This window comes from Pseudomonas sp. P867 (genome assembly GCF_019891455.1).
In the GTDB taxonomy this organism is placed as follows: Bacteria; Pseudomonadota; Gammaproteobacteria; order Pseudomonadales; family Pseudomonadaceae; genus Aquipseudomonas; species Aquipseudomonas synxantha_A.
In genome coordinates this window covers 1-16,208 of the sequence record NZ_JAFLXB010000009.1, presented here as the reverse complement: position 1 = coordinate 16,208, position 16,208 = coordinate 1, and the positions used below count along the sequence as shown (strand labels likewise).

14 protein-coding genes are annotated in these 16,208 nt (G+C 61.1%); 8 read left to right on the top strand and 6 right to left on the bottom strand.

The genetic code is table 11. From position 1 onward, the window contains the following. Window positions 1-141: 141 nt before the first annotated feature. A complete protein-coding gene (locus J1G33_RS17225; protein WP_223018454.1) occupies window positions 142-1,191 on the top strand; it encodes a LacI family DNA-binding transcriptional regulator in 1,050 nt (349 codons plus the stop codon). Window positions 1,192-1,731: 540 nt separating this feature from the next. Here the strand turns inward: J1G33_RS17225 and J1G33_RS17220 are convergent. Next, a complete protein-coding gene (locus J1G33_RS17220; protein WP_223018453.1) occupies window positions 1,732-3,693 on the bottom strand; it encodes a sigma 54-interacting transcriptional regulator in 1,962 nt (653 codons plus the stop codon). A gap of 184 nt (window positions 3,694-3,877) precedes the next feature. Here J1G33_RS17220 and J1G33_RS17215 point away from each other — a divergent pair, with 184 nt between their 5' ends. The 3 genes from J1G33_RS17215 to J1G33_RS17205 are packed head-to-tail and all read left to right on the top strand — an operon-like array spanning window position 3,878 to window position 6,619. After that, a complete protein-coding gene (locus J1G33_RS17215) occupies window positions 3,878-4,897 on the top strand; it encodes a Gfo/Idh/MocA family oxidoreductase (RefSeq protein WP_223018452.1) in 1,020 nt (339 codons plus the stop codon). After that, window positions 4,894-5,673 carry a TIM barrel protein gene (locus J1G33_RS17210; protein WP_223018451.1) on the top strand — a complete coding sequence of 260 codons (780 nt, stop codon included), beginning with the start codon at window positions 4,894-4,896 and terminating at the stop codon, window positions 5,671-5,673. The genes J1G33_RS17215 and J1G33_RS17210 overlap by 4 nt, the downstream gene beginning before the upstream one ends. A gap of 19 nt (window positions 5,674-5,692) precedes the next feature. Continuing rightward, window positions 5,693-6,619, top strand: coding sequence for a sugar ABC transporter substrate-binding protein (locus J1G33_RS17205; RefSeq protein ID WP_223018450.1), 927 nt, complete (start codon window positions 5,693-5,695; stop codon window positions 6,617-6,619). A gap of 59 nt (window positions 6,620-6,678) precedes the next feature. Here the strand turns inward: J1G33_RS17205 and yghU are convergent, their stop codons facing one another. Together yghU and J1G33_RS17195 are read right to left on the bottom strand one after the other, a co-directional pair. Further along, a complete protein-coding gene (gene yghU / locus J1G33_RS17200) occupies window positions 6,679-7,509 on the bottom strand; it encodes a glutathione-dependent disulfide-bond oxidoreductase (protein WP_194438670.1) in 831 nt (276 codons plus the stop codon). A gap of 42 nt (window positions 7,510-7,551) precedes the next feature. Further along, window positions 7,552-8,778, bottom strand: coding sequence for an MFS transporter (locus tag J1G33_RS17195; RefSeq protein ID WP_078821767.1), 1,227 nt, complete (start codon window positions 8,776-8,778; stop codon window positions 7,552-7,554). Between the two features lie 65 nt (window positions 8,779-8,843). Between J1G33_RS17195 and J1G33_RS17190 the strand changes: the two genes are divergently transcribed. Then, the gene (locus tag J1G33_RS17190) at window positions 8,844-9,830 is read left to right on the top strand and encodes an AraC family transcriptional regulator (RefSeq protein ID WP_148853655.1); all 987 of its coding nucleotides are present in this window, start codon (window positions 8,844-8,846) and stop codon (window positions 9,828-9,830) included. Window positions 9,831-9,915: 85 nt separating this feature from the next. Continuing rightward, a complete protein-coding gene (locus J1G33_RS17185; protein WP_032880423.1) occupies window positions 9,916-10,512 on the top strand; it encodes a glutathione S-transferase family protein in 597 nt (198 codons plus the stop codon). Window positions 10,513-10,720: 208 nt separating this feature from the next. Here the strand turns inward: J1G33_RS17185 and J1G33_RS17180 are convergent, their stop codons facing one another. Beyond that, a complete protein-coding gene (locus tag J1G33_RS17180; RefSeq protein WP_032880421.1) occupies window positions 10,721-11,488 on the bottom strand; it encodes an SDR family oxidoreductase in 768 nt (255 codons plus the stop codon). Between the two features lie 137 nt (window positions 11,489-11,625). On the opposite strand from J1G33_RS17180, the gene J1G33_RS17175 reads away from it, so the two are divergent. Further along, complete coding sequence (locus J1G33_RS17175; protein WP_223018449.1) at window positions 11,626-12,774, top strand: aldose epimerase family protein; 1,149 nt, start codon at window positions 11,626-11,628, stop codon at window positions 12,772-12,774. A 555-nt stretch (window positions 12,775-13,329) separates the two neighbouring features. Then, complete coding sequence (locus tag J1G33_RS17170) at window positions 13,330-14,031, top strand: sterol desaturase family protein (RefSeq protein ID WP_223018448.1); 702 nt, start codon at window positions 13,330-13,332, stop codon at window positions 14,029-14,031. A gap of 5 nt (window positions 14,032-14,036) precedes the next feature. On the opposite strand, the gene J1G33_RS17165 is transcribed toward J1G33_RS17170, so the two are convergent. Continuing rightward, the gene (locus tag J1G33_RS17165; RefSeq protein ID WP_032880416.1) at window positions 14,037-15,482 is read right to left on the bottom strand and encodes a hypothetical protein; all 1,446 of its coding nucleotides are present in this window, start codon (window positions 15,480-15,482) and stop codon (window positions 14,037-14,039) included. 149 nt (window positions 15,483-15,631) lie between these two features. Further along, window positions 15,632-15,988, bottom strand: coding sequence for a hypothetical protein (locus tag J1G33_RS17160; protein ID WP_078821772.1), 357 nt, complete (start codon window positions 15,986-15,988; stop codon window positions 15,632-15,634). Window positions 15,989-16,208: the final 220 nt, after the last annotated feature.

Below are 16,208 nucleotides of genomic sequence, written 5' to 3'. Positions count from 1 at the left end.
GTGGGTTTCAGGTGCTTTTCGAAACCAACGATAGAGCGCAGCTAAATCCCCCTCAAGGCCTTGAATCCATTCCCTATCAAGCTATCATCCAGGCCCAGCGGGGCTTGATAGTTTTCTATCAAGACGCTCAAGGGGCCTGCCATGCACAACAATAAACGCCCAACCATCGCCACCGTTGCCGCCCATGCGGGGCTCAGCGTAGCCACCGTCGACCGCGTGTTGAACGCCCGCGCTCCGGTCAACCCCGGCACGGCCGAACAGGTGTTCCAGGCTGCCGAAGCGGTGGGCTATTTTGCTGCACGACTGATCGGCCAGCGCATCCGCGAACGGCGGCCCACCTACCGTTTCGGCGTGCTGTTGCTGGGCACCGCCCAGGCCTTCTATGCCAACCTCGCCCAGTCAATAAACGATGCAGCGCAGCATCACGCCACCGCCAACCTGAGCTGCCAGTTCGACTACATCAACGACCGTTCACCGAATGCCATCGTCGCGCAGATCGAGCAACTGGCGGTGCAGTGCGACGCCCTGGCGGTGGTCAGCTTCGCCCATCCGCTGATCAACGCCTGCCTGGCGCAGATTCGTGAAGCCGGCGTACCAGTGGTTGCGCTGCTGTCGGATATCCATGAGCAGGCCCTCGAACCCTATGTGGGCCAGGACAACCACGTGGTCGGGCGCACCATGGGCTGGCTGCTGGCACACACCTGCGGCGCACGCAAAGGCAGCGTGGGCATTTTGCTTGGCGGCCATCGTTTTCTCGGGCACCAGGCACGGGTCAAAGGCTTGTACAGCTACCTGGCCGAACACGCGCCAGGGCTCAAGCCGTTGGAGCCGCTGATCAACCTGGATAACTGCGACATCACCGAGGAAGCCACCCTCGACCTGCTTGCCCGCCACACCGACCTGCGCGGCCTGTGCGTGGTGGGCGGCGGCGGTGACGGCGTGATCAACGCCCTGGCGCAACTGCCCAAGCGCCCGGCGCTGTGTTGCATTCTGCAGGAGTCGACCGAACTGTCACGCCAGGCGTTGAGCCGCGGCTTGATCGATGTGGTAATGGACTCGCAGCCGCGGCAGACGGCGGCGGCGCTGGTGCAACTGCTGGTGCAGTTGCTGAATGACGAAGGCTTCGATCCTGTGCGGCATCGGGTGCATATACCACCGCAGATAGTGACCCCGGAAAACATGGGCACCTGATACACAAAGAACACAATGTGGGAGGGGCGGTGCGACGATTCGACCTCGATGGCAATGAACCCGTCAAAAATTCAGAGGCTGAAACACCGCTATCGCGGCATGGGTATCTACGCAACTTTGTAGCTGCCGACCGTAACCACGATGCGAAGCGAGCCGCTCTTGATCTTGATCTCAGGCGCCCCGTTAAACCACGCTGGCCGGAATTCGACAGGGATTTGGGGGGTAAACCGGCAGGGATGCCGGTTTAGCCGCCCCGCGCCATGGATGGCGCGTGGCGGCGGCCCCCCAAATCTCTGTCGGATTACGGGCACACCGAGCCTAAGCGAGGTGCCGAGTGGTGGGGCGAGGACCTTTTGCTTACTTTTGGCTGGGCCGGCATTCCGGTCCTTCCAAAAGTGAGCCGCTGTAAGAGCGGAACCCTAAGTAGCCGTTACCGCAGGAATGGATATGTACTCGGTCTGATCCAACATCCTGGTCGGCTGTCAGGTCGCCATCGGGAGCAAGCCCCCTCCCACATTTAATCTGCACACGGGCAATCATTCACCGCCCGCGAAAATCCCCTGCACTCAAACCAAACCGCCCCATCTTGTTGTACAGCCCACCCCGCGACACGTTGAGTTGCCGGGCCGCCAGGCGAATGTTGCCACCCGTGTTTTTCAGCGCAGCGACGATGGCGTGCAGTTCATGGCTGCTCAGATCCTGCGCGGGCTGGGGCTGGTAAAGGCGCAGCGTCGCCCGTTGCTGGGTTTCCAGCGGCAAGTCAGCCGGTTGGATCAACTCCCCCATCGCCAAGTTGGTCGCCCGCTCGATGGCGTTTTCCAATTCACGCACATTGCCCGGCCAGCCATGGGCTGACAGCAGCGCCAGCGCCTCCGGCGAGAAACCCTGCACTGGCTTACGCAACGAACGCGCACAGCGCTGCAGGAAATGCCGTGCCAACAGCGGGATATCCTCGCGGCGCATACGCAACGGCGGCACGGTGAGGTTCAACACATTGAGGCGGTAGTAAAGATCCTCACGAAACGCACCTTCGGCCACTGCCTGGCTCAAGTTGCGATGGGTGGCGGCGATGATGCGCACGTTCACTGGCCGCGAACTTTTCGCACCCACGCGGGTCACTTCCCCCTCCTGCAACACCCGCAACAGGCTGACCTGGGCATCGAAGGACATGTCGCCAATTTCATCCAGGAAGATGGTGCCGCCATCGGCTAATTCAAACTTGCCCGCCGACCCACCTCGCGCCGAGCCGGTGAACGCGCCTTCGACATGCCCAAACAGTTCGCTCTGCACCAGGTCCCGGGGGATGGCGCCGCAGTTGACCGCCACGAACGGGCCGTTGCAACGCTCGCTGGCGTTATGAATGGCCTGGGCAAACAGCTCCTTGCCGGTGCCGCTTTCGCCGAGGACCAAGGTGGTGGCGTCGCCGCGACTGGCGATGCGCCCCAGGTGCAGCGCGTCCTGGATCGCCCGTGAGGTGCCCTGGATGGTGTCGAAGGTATAGCGCGCCTGAGTACCGATAAGGCGCCGGGTGATTTCGCGGATGCGGCGGTTTTCGCGCACCGACACGATCACCCCGCCCTGCTCCAGCGGGCATACCGAGACCAGGCAGGAGAGTTGACTGCGGTCGTGCAACTCGAAGGTGCAGTCGAGGTCGCGCACCGGCTCACCCAGCACGTCGCTCAACTCACTGCGCCCCAGGCGCTGGAACGAACTGCCGATCAGCTCCAGCCCCACCCCGAACAACTGCCGCGCATAACGGTTGAGTGCCTTGATGCAGCCGCGCTCATCCAGTACCACCAAGCCTTCGTTCAGCACTTCGAGCACCGCTTGTTGTTCTTCCAGCAACACCTGCAGCGCCATCTGCCGCGACACCGCTTCGGCTGCCGCCTGGACGGTGCCCAGGGTATGGAAATGAAACCAGCCGGGCTCGGCGGTCAGCGTGAGCATGGCCAATGTCAGGCCCTGGGCATCCTTGATCGGCGCAGCGGCGCAGTGCATGCGGCGCTGGCGCAGGGCGCCGGCGAAGTTCTCCTCGGCCAACACGTACATCAGGCGATCTTCGGCCAGCGCCAGCCCGGTGCAGTTGGTGCCCTGTACCGATTCCAACAGGCGACTGCCCACCGGGGTGATATCCAGCCCACAGAAATACAGGGTGGTGCCCTCGGCATCGGTAAGGTTGATATGGCCGCGAGGGTTATATGCCAGCAAGCCGTGCATGACTTGCGCGGCGGCGGCGATCAGTACGCGGTGATTGGCCAGGGTTGCCGCCAGCGTTTGGGCGGCAACGAAACGGTAGTGGCTGTGACCGGGATCGATCCTTGCCTCGAGACTGCGCCGCCACGAATCCCAGATGACCTGGCGCACCTCGGCCGGGCGTTCGACCTGGCCGGACAGACACGCTCGCCAGCCCTGCTCCAACGCAGCGACGGGTTCGTCATTCAGCGCATCAGGTCCAAGGGCCGTGAGGTATTCGAGGTCTTGCACGCTGAATGTGAGGCTCATCAAGGCATCCATGTTCATATTTTTGACATGTCAGTATAGACATGTCATCTGAATGAACACATTTTGTTTACTGATTTTAATAACCTATTAAAAATCAGTTAGTTATGAGTTGGCACACCCCTTGCTCTTACCTCTATGCCAGCCAGGACTGTCCTGCGGGCCAACAATAAAAAGGGGTCACTTCATGAGTACACAGAATATCCGCATGGGCTTGATCGGTGCCGGTCGCATGGGCAGCTTCCACGGCCTTACGGCGGCCCGCCACATCCCCGGCGCCTGCCTTGCCGCCATCGCCGACCCCACTCCAGGCCAGGCCGCACGCCTGGCAGCAGAGCTGGGGGTGGACAAGGTCTACACCGACCCACAACAGCTGTTGAACGACCCCGATATCGACGCAGTGCTTATCGCTTCCCCCGCCCGTAGCCACGCCGACCTGGTGATCAGCGCCGCCCGTGCCGGCAAGGGCATCTTCTGCGAAAAACCCATGGCCATCACCCTGGACGAAGCCGATCGCGCCATCGCCGCTGCCGCCGACGCCCGCGTGCCGTTGCAGGTCGGTTTCAATCGGCGTTTCGCCAAGAGCTTCCGTACCGCGCACCTCGATGTCGCCGCCGGCCGCATCGGTACGCCGCAGTTGCTGCGCTCGCTGACCCGCGACCCGGCGCTGAACAACCCTGGCGCTTCACCACAATGGGTGATCTTCCTGGAGACCCTGATCCACGACTTCGACACCTTGCGCTATCTCAACCCCGGGGCCGAAGTGGTACAGGTGCAGGTGATGGCCGACGCACTGATTGCCCCGCAATTCAAAAGCCAAGGCTTGCTCGACACCGCCGTGGTCACCCTGCGCTTCGACAACGGCGCCATCGCCACCGCCGAGGCCAACTTCCAGGCGGTGTATGGCTACGATGTGCGCGGTGAGGTGTTCGGCAGCCAAGGCATGCTGAGCATGGGCAGCCTCAATGACTGCGACCTAGTGCGCTACCTGGCCGAAGGCATCCAGGCCGACACTCAGCGGATGGACACCGACCTGCTGCGCGACGCCTACATTGCCGAGCTCAACCACTTTGTCGACTGCCTGCGCAGCGGCGCCAAGCCCTTGGCCAGCGGTGAGGATGCGCGCGCAGCCCTGGCAATTGCCCGCGCTTGCATCGAGTCGTACGAAACCGGCAAGTCTGTGGCCGTGCAAGGGGCGCGCCCATGATGCCGTTCAAATTAGCCGTCAGCGCCGAGATGGTGTTTCTCGACCTGCCCTTCATCGAACGGGTCAAACGTATCCACGCCCTTGGGTTCAGCGCCGAAATCTGGAGCTGGACCGACAAGGACATCGACGCCCTGGCCGCGACCGGCGCGGACTTCACCTCGATGACCGGCTACATCAGCGGCACCCTCACCGACCCCGAAGGCAGCCGCCAACTGCTCGACAGCGCCCGCGAATCCCTGGGCATCGCCGAGCGCCTCAATTGCCCCAGCCTCAACCTGCACGGCACCGGCCTGGGCGACGGCGGCTTGCCGGTGCAGCCGGTCAGCCAGACCACCGGACGCATGTGGCTGAGCGCCTGCAAGACCCTGGAAAAAATCGCGCGCCTGGGGGAAGACGCCAGCCGTGTGTTCCTGCTGGAAAACCTCAACACCGCCGTCGATCACCCCGGCACGCCGTTCGCCCGCGCCGACGAGACCCTGGCCCTGATCGAAGCCGTGGGCAGCCCGCATCTGAAGATGAACCTGGACCTGTACCACGCGCAGATCGGCGAAGGAAACCTGATCGAATTGATCCAGCGCGCCGGCGGCGCCATCGGTGAAATCCAGGTGGCCGACGTGCCCGGGCGCAAGGAGCCCGGCACTGGCGAAATCCACTACCCGGCGATTGCCCGCGCGTTGCACGCCATGGGCTACACCGGCGTGGTAGGCCTGGAGGGCTGGGCCAGCGGCACCAGCGAATTGGCCCTGGAGCGCTTCCGCCAGGCATTCACCCTATAACAATAAAAGGAACACACTTATGCATCGTTATTCATTGCTAGTGGCCGCGCTGCTGTTGCTGTTCAGCCAATGGACCTTCGCCGCCTATCGCATCGGCGTGAGCATTGCCCGGGTTGACGATAACTTCATGACCTATGTGCGTAGCGGCCTGGAGACTGCGGCGAAACAGCAGGACGTGCAGATCCAGTTCGAAGACGCCCAGGGCGATGTGGTGCGCCAGCTCAATCAAGTCGAGGGGTTTCTCAACCAGAAAGTTGACGCGGTGATCGTGCTGCCGGTCGACACCGCCGCCACTGCCAATATCACCCGAGCCGCCGTGGCGGCCAAGACGCCACTGGTGTACGTCAACCGTCATCCGGATGAACGCACACTGCCCAAGGGCGTAGTCACGGTGGCCTCCAACGACATCGAGGCCGGACAACTGCAGATGCGCTACCTTGCACAAAAACTCGGCGGCCAGGGCAACGTGGCGATCATCATGGGCGACCTTGCGCAGAACGCCACCCACGACCGCACCGAGGGCGCCAGGCAGGTGCTCAAGGACTTTCCCGGTATCAAGATCGTCGAGCAGCAAAGCGCCGAGTGGCAACGCAACAAAGGCATGGACCTGACCAGCAACTGGCTGCTGGCAGGCACGCAGTTTGATGCGATCGTGGCCAACAACGATGAAATGGCAATCGGTGCGGCCATGGCATTGCAGCAAGCGGGCAAGGCCAAGGGCCAGATTGCGATCGTCGGCATCGACGGTTTGCCCGATGGTTTGGCGGCCATCAAGCGTGGGCTGCTTGCTGCGTCAGTGTTCCAGGACCCCAAGGCCCAGGCGACCCAGGCGGTTCGAGCGGCGATCAAGATGATCAAGGGCGAACCGATTGAAGCCGAAGTGTGGGTGCCGTTTGAACTGATCAAACCTGAGCAGGTGGCGGTATTCGAACAGCGCTACAAGTAAACCGAAGCTAAGGAGATCCAAATGTGGGAGGGCAAGCCCCCTCCCACACTGGATCTGAATCAGTCCAGGTCACTCGCGTCATGCCGTTCGGGCAACTGCTCCTCACCCGACACTCTGTTCACCCGCCGGCCGCGCTGCACCGCCGGCCGGGCGTCAATTGCGTCGGCCCAGCGCAGCACGTGTTTGTATTCATGCACCGAGAGAAACTCCGCCGAGTCGCCGTACAAGCGGCCTTTGACCAGCCCGCCGTACCAGGGCCAGATGGCGATATCGGCAATGGTGTACTCATCGCCGGCGATGTACTCGCTCACCGCCAGGCGCTTGTCCAGCACGTCCAGTTGGCGCTTGGCTTCCATGGCAAAGCGGTTGATCGGGTACTCCATCTTGCTCGGCGCATAGGCATAGAAATGTCCGAAACCTCCGCCCAGGTAAGGCGCGCTGCCCATCTGCCAGAACAACCACGACAGGCATTCAGCTCGGGCCGCTGGCTCGCTGGGCAAGAACGCGCCGAATTTCTCGGCCAGGTATTGCAGGATCGCGCCGGACTCGAACACCCGAATCGGCGTGGCGCCACTGTGGTCCATCAGCGCCGGAATCTTCGAGTTCGGGTTTACCCCCACAAAGCCACTGCCGAACTGGTCGCCGTCACCGATCTTGATCAGCCAGGCGTCGTATTCGGCACCGGTGTGCCCCAGCGCCAGCAACTCCTCAAGCAGAATCGTGACCTTTTGGCCATTGGGCGTAGCCAGGGAGTACAGCTGCAATGGGTGCTTGCCTACTGGCAGCGCCTTTTCGTGGGTAGCACCGGCGATGGGCCGGTTGATACTGGCAAAGGTGCCGCCGCTTTCGGTGTCCCAGGTCCAGACCTTTGGGGGTACATAATCAGCCATGCCACTGCTCCTCAGGGATTGCGATAAACGAAGCGTTCCAGACTAAACCAAAGACGGGTGGTGCGTCACACCGGCATCCCGGTCTTGTCGAGGCACCTGTACGCGCAGGGCGATAAGCAAGGCCGCGAGCAACATCAATACACCCGCACCCACAAATACCCCACCAATGCCGCTGACGCTGAACATCAACCCGCCACCGGCAGCCCCTGCGGCAATCGCCGACTGCACCGAAGCGACCACCATGCCGCCGGCACTTTCGGCCTGGTCCGGCACGGCACGGGCGACCCAATTGGACCATGCCACCGGTACGCCGCCGAACGCCATGCCCCACAGCGCCAGGAGCAACGCCTGGCCCGGCAATGACACCGGCAGCCAGACCAGGGCCAGCGCCGCAATGCCTACCAGCACCGGCATCAACACCAACGTCCCACGCGGGTGGCGCACCAGCAGCCAACCGGCGAGCAAGGTGCCGACGAAATTCGCCACGCCGAAGCCCAGCAGCATCAGGGCCAGCCCTTGGGTATCGACGCCAGTGGTGCTTTCCAGGAACGGGCGAATATAGGTGAACAATGCGAAATGCGCGGTATGTACCAGCACACAACCGAACATGCCCATGGCGATACCCGGGCGCAGCAGCACTTCCAGCACGGTACGCAGGCGCGCGGTACCATTGGGCACCAGGCGCGGCAGGGTGAACGCCTGGAACGCCAGGGTCACCGCACCCACGGCAGCCGCCGCGATAAACGCACTGCGCCAGCCGTACAGGCCACCCAAGTAGCTGCCCAGCGGCACGGCGACCACCGTGCCCGCCGCAATCCCGCTGAAGATGATCGACAGCGCCCGTGGCAGGGAAGCCGCCGGCACCAGACGCATGGCCACCGCCGCCGCCATGCTCCAGAAACCGCCCAGGGCGATGCCCAGCAGGATGCGCATCAACAACAGCACGGCCAGGCTGGAAGACAACGCCACCAGCAGGTTGGAGGCGATCATCAGCGTGGAGAACCCCAGCAGCACCACGCGCCGGTCGATGCTTCGGGTCAGGCCGGGCACCAGCAAACCGGCAAACAACGCCACCACTGCCGTCACCGTCACGGCCTGGCCGGCCAGCGCCTCCGAGACACCCAGGTCCAAGGCCATGGGGGTCAACAAACTGGCCGGCAGGTACTCCGCCGTCAGCAAGCCGAACACCCCCATCGCCAAAGAAAACACCGCCAGCCAGGCCGGCTCCGTCACAATCCCGGCAGGGGCTTGGGCTGCATTGTCATTCATCACAGGTCATCCTCGGATCATTGGCAAGGCGGCCAGTCTAGGTTTGCCCGCCAGGATGATCTATGATGCAAACCCTTGAGTTTTTGACCGAAACCCCGAACATGACTGCCGCGCATGCTTTTACCCTGTCTTCCGACCTGATCAATGAGCTGCTGCGCGGCATGCGCCTGCGGGGCGTGCAGTACCGCCGCATCCAGGCCGGGCCGAGCTTCGGCATGGGCTTTGACGCCAAGCCCGGCCACGCCTATTTCCACTTTCTCGCGGCCGGCCATGCGACCTTGCGCGGCGAGGACGGCAACCTTTTCGAGCTGTCGGCGGGCAATGCGGTATTCATTGCCCATGGTGGCGCGCATGCACTGTTATCCGATGCGAGCGCCGGTGTGCACGATATCGGCGATTTCGACAGTGCCCCGTTGGGGGACGCGGTCTGCGCCGTGGATGCTTCCCCTAATGCGACGCCCAGCACCTTGCTGTTCAGTGCCTGCATGGAGTTTGAACTTGGCAGTATCCAGGGGCTCGGCAACCTGATGCCGGCGCTGATGCTGATCGATGCCGCAGGCCAGCGTTATCCCGGGCTGGTGCCGATCCTGGCGGTGATGGAACGGGAAGTCTCCACGGCCCGGATCGGGTTTGCCGGCATCCTGGCGCGCCTGGCCGATGTGGTGGCAGCGATGATCGTACGCGGCTGGGTCGAATGCGCCTGTGGCAACGCCTCGGGCCTGGTGGCGGCGCTGCGCGACCCACGCCTGGCCCGCGCCCTCCTCGCCCTACACCAGCAACCGGGCCGCGACTGGAGCGTGGCGGAACTGGCCGCGCAGTGCCATACCTCGCGCTCGGTATTTGCCGATCGCTTCCAGGCCATCCTCGGCATACCGCCGTTGCGCTACGCTACGGAACTGCGCATGCGCCTGGCCACGCAGTGGCTGAGCCTGGAGCGCATGCCCATCGAAACCGTCGCGCAACGCCTTGGCTACACCTCCCAGGCAGCGTTCAGCCGCGCCTTCAAGCGCATCACCGGGCAACCCCCCGGCGCGGCCCGCAGTTCAATGTAGCGACCGCCCCTTCAAGCATTGCGCACCCTGATCATGAAGCCTTAATCTCGTCAGCCAATCACACCGCGAAAGCAATGGAGGCTGCATGAAACTGGTCGGAATGCTGGACTCGCCTTACGTACGCCGCGTGGCGATTTCCCTGGACTTGTATGGGGTGGAGTTTGTGCATGAACCGCTGTCGGTGTTCAGCACCTACGCGCAATTTGCCCAGATCAACCCCGTGGTCAAAGCCCCCTCCCTGGTGTTGGACGACGGGACGGTGCTGATGGATTCGAGCCTGATCCTCGATTACCTGGAAGCACTGGCGCCGGCTGACAAGAAGCTGCTGCCCCAACAACCGGCAGCACGCGCCCACGACCTGCAACTGCTCGGACTGGCCCTTGCCGCCTGTGAAAAGAGTGTGCAGATCGTCTATGAACACAACCTGCGCCCAGCCGAAAAGTTACATGCACCATGGATCGAACGCGTCAGTGGGCAATTGCTGGCGGCCTATGCCCTGCTGGACAAGCAACTGGCAGACAGTGAAGCGCTGACCCAGGCATCCATTACAGCAGCGGTCGCCTGGTCGTTCAGCCAGTTCACCGTGGCGTCGGTGGTGAAGGCGGATGCGTTCCCCAACCTGAAGCGCCATGCTGAACGCCTGGAACAGCATCCGGCGTTCAAACGCTACCCAATCGCCTAAGCATCGCAGTTCATATGTGGGAGGGGGCTTGCCCCCTTGACGGCCTGACAGCCGGCGCATCTCTACCTGACACCCCAGGATCTAAATGTGGGAGCTGGTTTGCCTGCGATGACGTCGGCCCAGCGAACATTGATGTGGGTTGACCCACCGCTATCGGGGGCAAGCCCCCTCCCACTCGCGATCTTCACAATTTTTTGGAACCGTGTTTCTACACCCAGCCGCCGTCAACGATAAAGTTTTGCGCCGAACACATCGCCGAGGCATCCGAGGCCAGAAACAGGGCCATATTGGCGATGTGTTCCGGCATCACACTGCCAGGCAGGCACTGGCTACGGGCGATCAACTCCCGAGCCGCATCATCCACCCACATGGCCAATTGTTTTTCCGTCATCACCCAGCCCGGCACCAGTGTGTTGACGCGGATATGGCTCGGCCCCAGCTCCCGCGCCAGGCCTCGAGTCATGCCGTGGGCGGCAGCCTTGCTGGCGGCGTACACCGGGTAGCCGGCAGAAGCCATCATCCAGCCGACCGAACCCAGGTTGATGATCGAGCCGCCACCCGCCTCTTTCATCATTGGCACCACCGCCTTTGCGGCAAAGAAGGCGTGCTTGAGGTTGACAGCGATCAACCGGTCAAACATTTGCGAGTCGATTTCTTCCAGACTGTGGCGCACGTCATTTGCCGCGTTGTTGACCAGCACCGTGATCGGCCCGAGGGAATGCTCGAAGCGCCGGATTGCCGCACCGTAGCCAATCTCATCGGTGATATCGCAGCACTCGAACTCGACGGTGTGGCCCTTAGAGTTCAGCAGCGCCGCCAAGCGTTCACCCTGGCTTTGCGCGCGATCCACAAACGCCACTTTGGCACCCTGGGCGGCAAAGGCCCGCACCATGAATTCGCCAATCCCTGACGCCCCGCCGGAGATCAATACGCTCTTGCCCTTGAGGTCGGGATAAATGGCGTGTTCAGTACTCATAACGTAGTGCCTCGATCAATTAGTCTTATTTTATTTTACGAAATCGGCGTTAAAGGCTATAAATCTGCTGGATAACCGGTGAAATATCTCACATTAGTAGAACTATTCAACCCAAAAACAACAAAAGGAAGTTCGACATGAAGCACCCTCGATACCTGTTGTCCGGTCTGGCGCTGTCCATGCTGATCGCCAGCGGCGGCGCTCACGCCGCCGGCCTTACCAGCGAGCACAAGCCTTTCGGTAAAACCAATGACGGCATCGCCGTCGAACAGTACGTGTTGCGCAACAGCCATGGCATGCAAGCCACGGTAATTACCTACGGCGGTGTATTGCAGTCGCTGAAGGTGCCTGACAAAAACGGCAAGCTCGACGACGTAGTGCTGGGTTTCGATGACGTGCAAGGCTATCAAGGCGGTACTGCATTTTTCGGCGCAACCATCGGCCGCTTCGGCAACCGCCTGGCCGGCGGTGCCTTTGAACTCGACGGAAAACGCTACCAGGTGCCGCTCAACGACGGCCCCAACTCGCTGCATGGCGGCGCCCAGGGCTTCGACAAACAGGTGTGGCACGCCGAGCCCGTCAAGGACAAGGATTCGGTGGGCGTCACCCTCACCTACCTGTCCAAGGACGGTGAAATGGGTTTCCCCGGCAACCTGAAGACTGAAGTCACTTACCGCCTCAACGACAAGAACGAACTGCACATCGACTACAAGGCCACCACCGACAAACCGACGGTACTCAACCTCACCAATCACAGCTACTTCAACCTCGCCGGCGCGGGTAACGGCGACATTCTCAAGCAGGTCGCCACCTTGCACGCCAGCCACTACACGCCGGTGAATGCCACCTTGATCCCCACCGGTGAGCTGGCTCCGGTCAAGGGCACACCGATGGACTTCCTCAAGCCCACGCCTATTGGCCAGCACATCAAGGCGGACCATCCGCAGCTCAAATTTGCCGAGCCGAAACAAGGCGGGTTCGACTTTAACTGGGCCTTGGATACCAAAGGTGATGTGAAGCAGCTTGCTGCCCAGGTGCATGACCCTGAGTCGGGGCGGCGCTTGCAGCTTTACACCAGTGAGCCTGGGGTGCAGTTCTACACCAGCAACTTCCTGGATGGTTCGGTGAAGGGCAAAGGTGGCAAGACGTACCAGCACTGGAGCGGGTTTACCCTGGAGACCCAGCATTTTCCGGATGCGCCTAACCAACCCGGCTTTGCCTCAACTCGCTTGAATCCAGGGCAAACCTATATCCAGAACACCATTTTCAAGTTCACCGCCGATTAAAACTGTGGGAGGGCTACACCCCGATGAGCATAGGTATCTGCACAACTTGATAGCAACCGACGGTAACCACGATGCGAAGCGAGCCGCTCTTGATCTTGATCTGCTTTTGATCTCAGGCGCCCCGTTAAACCACGCTGGCCGGAATTCGACAGGGATTTGGGGGGTAAACCGGCAGGGATGCCGGTTTAGCCGCCCCGCGCCATGGATGGCGCGTGGCGGCGGCCCCCCAAATCCATGTCGGATTACGGGCACACCGAGCCTGGGCGAGGTGCCGAGTGGTGGGGCAAGAGCGCTTTGGTTACTTTGGGGCTCTTTTTTCCAAAGTGACCCGCTGTAAAAGCGGAACCAATATCAGCCGTTACCCAAATAACGGATATGTACTCGGTCTGATCCAGCATCCTGGTCGGCCCCGAGGCCGCCATCGGGAGCAAGCCCCCTCCCACAGGTCCGGCGTAACGCCAAAGTTGTGTAAATACCCATGCCCCCAGTAAAAGCTCGCACATTCCTCCCCACCCACTAAGCTCAATCTCGAACAAAAACAGCGAGCAGCCCGCCATGCCCCATCTCACCGAAACGTTCCGCAGCCGCTACCGCGCCAACGTGAGTCGCCATTACAACCCCTGGCTACACGCCGCGTTCGTCCTCGGCTACGGCATCACCTGTATCACCCTGGCCTGGTCCTCCACCGCACAGATCACCGCCCTGCAGTGGCTGACGGTGCCCTTGACGCTGGTGTTCTTCAACCTGTGCATCTACCTCGTGCACCGTCATCTCGGCCATCACAAACACTCATTCGCCCGGCTGTTCTACGCGCGCCACACCGGCGATCACCACAGTTTCTTCACGCCCGGCCACATGACCTACGACAGCCCGCGTGACTGGCGCGTCATCCTGTTCCCCGCCTGGCTGATCGTACTGCACAGCCTGGCCATCACCCTTCCCGGCTGGTGGCTGCTCAAGCAACTGAACCCCAACGTGGCGGGGTTGTTTGCCGGGTGCATGATCCTCGGCTACCTGCTCTACGAGGTGTTCCACGCCTGCGAACACTTACCCGCTGAACACCCGGTGGCGCGCCTGCCGTGGATTCGCCAAATGCATCGCCTGCACGCCCTGCATCACCGTCGCGAGCTGATGCAGGGGCGCAATTTCAATATCGTGCTGCCGTTGATGGATTACCTGTTTGGCACGCTGCATTGGGAGCCGGCCACAAAAAAAGGGAGCAGCCCAGATGGACTGCCCCCTGCTTCACATTCCTAGATCAATCAGCGCACGATGGTCTGGCTGCAAATGTGGCCCAGGCTGACGTATTGGGTGATATTGCCGCCTACGCCCACGCCCGGAAACTCCTTGAGCTCGATGCGCCAGCCACCTTCGTTGAACCAGGTTTCCCAGTTGTAGGTCTGGCCCGACGCGCTGTCCGGGTACCGCACTTTATAGTCGCCGGAGCAAGTGCCCAAGGCGACATTGCCCGAAGCTGCACCCGTGATGCCGGTCTTGGCCTCATAGTTGACCCAGTTGTAAGTTGCACCAAAGTGCTTGTCGACCCGCAGCACTGGGGTGACCCCGCGCAATGGCTCACCGGTGCTGTCCGACCATTGGGTGCTCCAGCTCAGATTGCGGGCTGCCTGGGTGGCCAGCTGGAAGATCGAGCTGGGAATGCGCACTACGTTATCGCCGTTCACGTTGTGCTGGTTCAAGCGAGGCGCCGAACCCAGGGTCAACTTGTACTGCGCCTGAGGGTTCAACGCCACCGCCGGGTTCGCCCGCACACGTACCTTGACCGTGTAGCCCGGCGTCAGGTTCGGATAGGTGGAGGTGGAATCCGGCTGAATCACTACCCAGTTATTACCGTCGAAACGCTCGAAGATCCACTGGTTGCGCGTACCCGCACCATCATCACCCAGGAACATGCCGACACCCTGGCCACGCAGCGACGTGAAGGAGAAGTAATCCACATCATTGACGCTGTCGAGGTTACCGGTCACCTGATTCAGCGCATCCGGCAGGGCAAATGCGGTTTGCTCGGTATCGTTGGGCTCGTAGGCATCAATGTTACTGTCTACCGCCACGCCGAAGCTGAACTGCGAGTTGCTTGCGGCATTGGCCACCATGAACCAGTAGTAGTCACCGGCCGGCAATACACCGTTGAGGTACTCATCGGCATTGCCGGCGTTATCAGACGTGCCCAACGGGGTCAGATTACCCTGCCCGTCATCGTGGAACAGGGTCAGCGACATGTCGGTGCCGACACTCTGGTTCAACAACTGCACCTGAATTCGCGCATTCTTCGGCAGGTTGAAGTGGTAGGCGATCTGCGCGCCGGTCTCCACCCCGGTCAGCGTGTAAAGGGTGTTGATATCCAGAGTTGGAAACAGCGGAGTGAAGGCAGCAACCGCCGCTTCCTTGAGTTTCGCCTGATCGGGCTTTACCAACTCACCTACCTTGGCATCAACCACCGCATTACTGGCAATTGCCTTGCCGGCTGACACCTTGGGCTTGCCGGCCTTGGCTGCATCGAGCTTTTGCTTGAGTGCGTCCGAGACAATGGCCTTCTCCACTGTGCCACCTTGTTTCAACGCTTTGTCCACGGCCTGCTTGACCGTCTGCGCACTGAGCTTGGGAGGGGTTTGCTCGGCCAGGGCAAAGGCCGAAACAAAGCAGGAGGCCATCATGGCCGCGCCTAGCATAAGGGCTTTTTTCGATTTCATTTTTTATCCATCCATAGTTAAAAAATTGAAGCTCAGGTGACCGGTGACATCCGGTCACCTAGGATGGACTGTAGGACAATACTGTACGCATGAACAGTATTTTTTAAAAAATGTGAACTATGGTATTCAGGTCGTGGAAGCGAGCACCTCTAAAGCCAGGTGCACCAATAGCCCCAACTGATAGCCCAAATCATCGCAAGGCGATAAGGCCATACAGCCCAACGCCTGAGCGCTGACGGAATGGCGGCTGACTCTGCCTCAGTCATAAAGCCTTCTTTCACGGAGCTTTCTGGCGCGCGAAGGATATCAATCATCAGACACATACGATGAAACCTGATAAACCGCTGGTTTCGTCCCCAGCGTTGCCGATGTTTACGGACCTGCGGGTTTTCACTGAAGTAACCTTCCAACTCATCGAGTTTTGTTCGTTCGAAAAAAAGTATCAGTCCCAAAACCACAAACGTCCCGATAATCATCACAGCGGTATAGGCGAGAAAAAAATCCATGCTCAAGCCCCCCTGGCTGGAATATCAAATCACCGTTGTCCTCTATAATTTTTCCACCCAGGAACGCCCCACCATCCCCGCCCTTCTTACCTCCTAGATACCCTGCCATCGCCCCCCCAATTATTGCGCAGGTCAGAGCACCGGTTCCTCTCGTCGCGACACCTAGAAAAATGTTGCATGCACGGCGTGTTAACTCAGCACCAAGCCCCCCTGCGCCAGC

Excerpts from the sequence above, each read along its gene's own strand:
- J1G33_RS17160 (WP_078821772.1), bottom strand. The coding sequence starts at position 15,988 with ATGGATTTTTTTCTCGCCTATACCGCTGTGATGATTATCGGGACGTTT.
- J1G33_RS17220 (WP_223018453.1), bottom strand. The coding sequence starts at position 3,693 with ATGAGCCTCACATTCAGCGTGCAAGACCTCGAATACCTCACGGCCCTT.
- yghU (WP_194438670.1), bottom strand. The coding sequence starts at position 7,509 with ATGGCTGATTATGTACCCCCAAAGGTCTGGACCTGGGACACCGAAAGC.
- J1G33_RS17195 (WP_078821767.1), bottom strand. The coding sequence starts at position 8,778 with ATGAATGACAATGCAGCCCAAGCCCCTGCCGGGATTGTGACGGAGCCG.
- J1G33_RS17190 (WP_148853655.1), top strand. The coding sequence starts at position 8,844 with ATGCAAACCCTTGAGTTTTTGACCGAAACCCCGAACATGACTGCCGCG.
- J1G33_RS17215 (WP_223018452.1), top strand. The coding sequence starts at position 3,878 with ATGAGTACACAGAATATCCGCATGGGCTTGATCGGTGCCGGTCGCATG.
- J1G33_RS17170 (WP_223018448.1), top strand. The coding sequence starts at position 13,330 with ATGCCCCATCTCACCGAAACGTTCCGCAGCCGCTACCGCGCCAACGTG.
- J1G33_RS17180 (WP_032880421.1), bottom strand. The coding sequence starts at position 11,488 with ATGAGTACTGAACACGCCATTTATCCCGACCTCAAGGGCAAGAGCGTA.
- J1G33_RS17175 (WP_223018449.1), top strand. The coding sequence starts at position 11,626 with ATGAAGCACCCTCGATACCTGTTGTCCGGTCTGGCGCTGTCCATGCTG.
- J1G33_RS17210 (WP_223018451.1), top strand. The coding sequence starts at position 4,894 with ATGATGCCGTTCAAATTAGCCGTCAGCGCCGAGATGGTGTTTCTCGAC.
- J1G33_RS17185 (WP_032880423.1), top strand. The coding sequence starts at position 9,916 with ATGAAACTGGTCGGAATGCTGGACTCGCCTTACGTACGCCGCGTGGCG.
- J1G33_RS17225 (WP_223018454.1), top strand. The coding sequence starts at position 142 with ATGCACAACAATAAACGCCCAACCATCGCCACCGTTGCCGCCCATGCG.
- J1G33_RS17205 (WP_223018450.1), top strand. The coding sequence starts at position 5,693 with ATGCATCGTTATTCATTGCTAGTGGCCGCGCTGCTGTTGCTGTTCAGC.
- J1G33_RS17165 (WP_032880416.1), bottom strand. The coding sequence starts at position 15,482 with ATGAAATCGAAAAAAGCCCTTATGCTAGGCGCGGCCATGATGGCCTCC.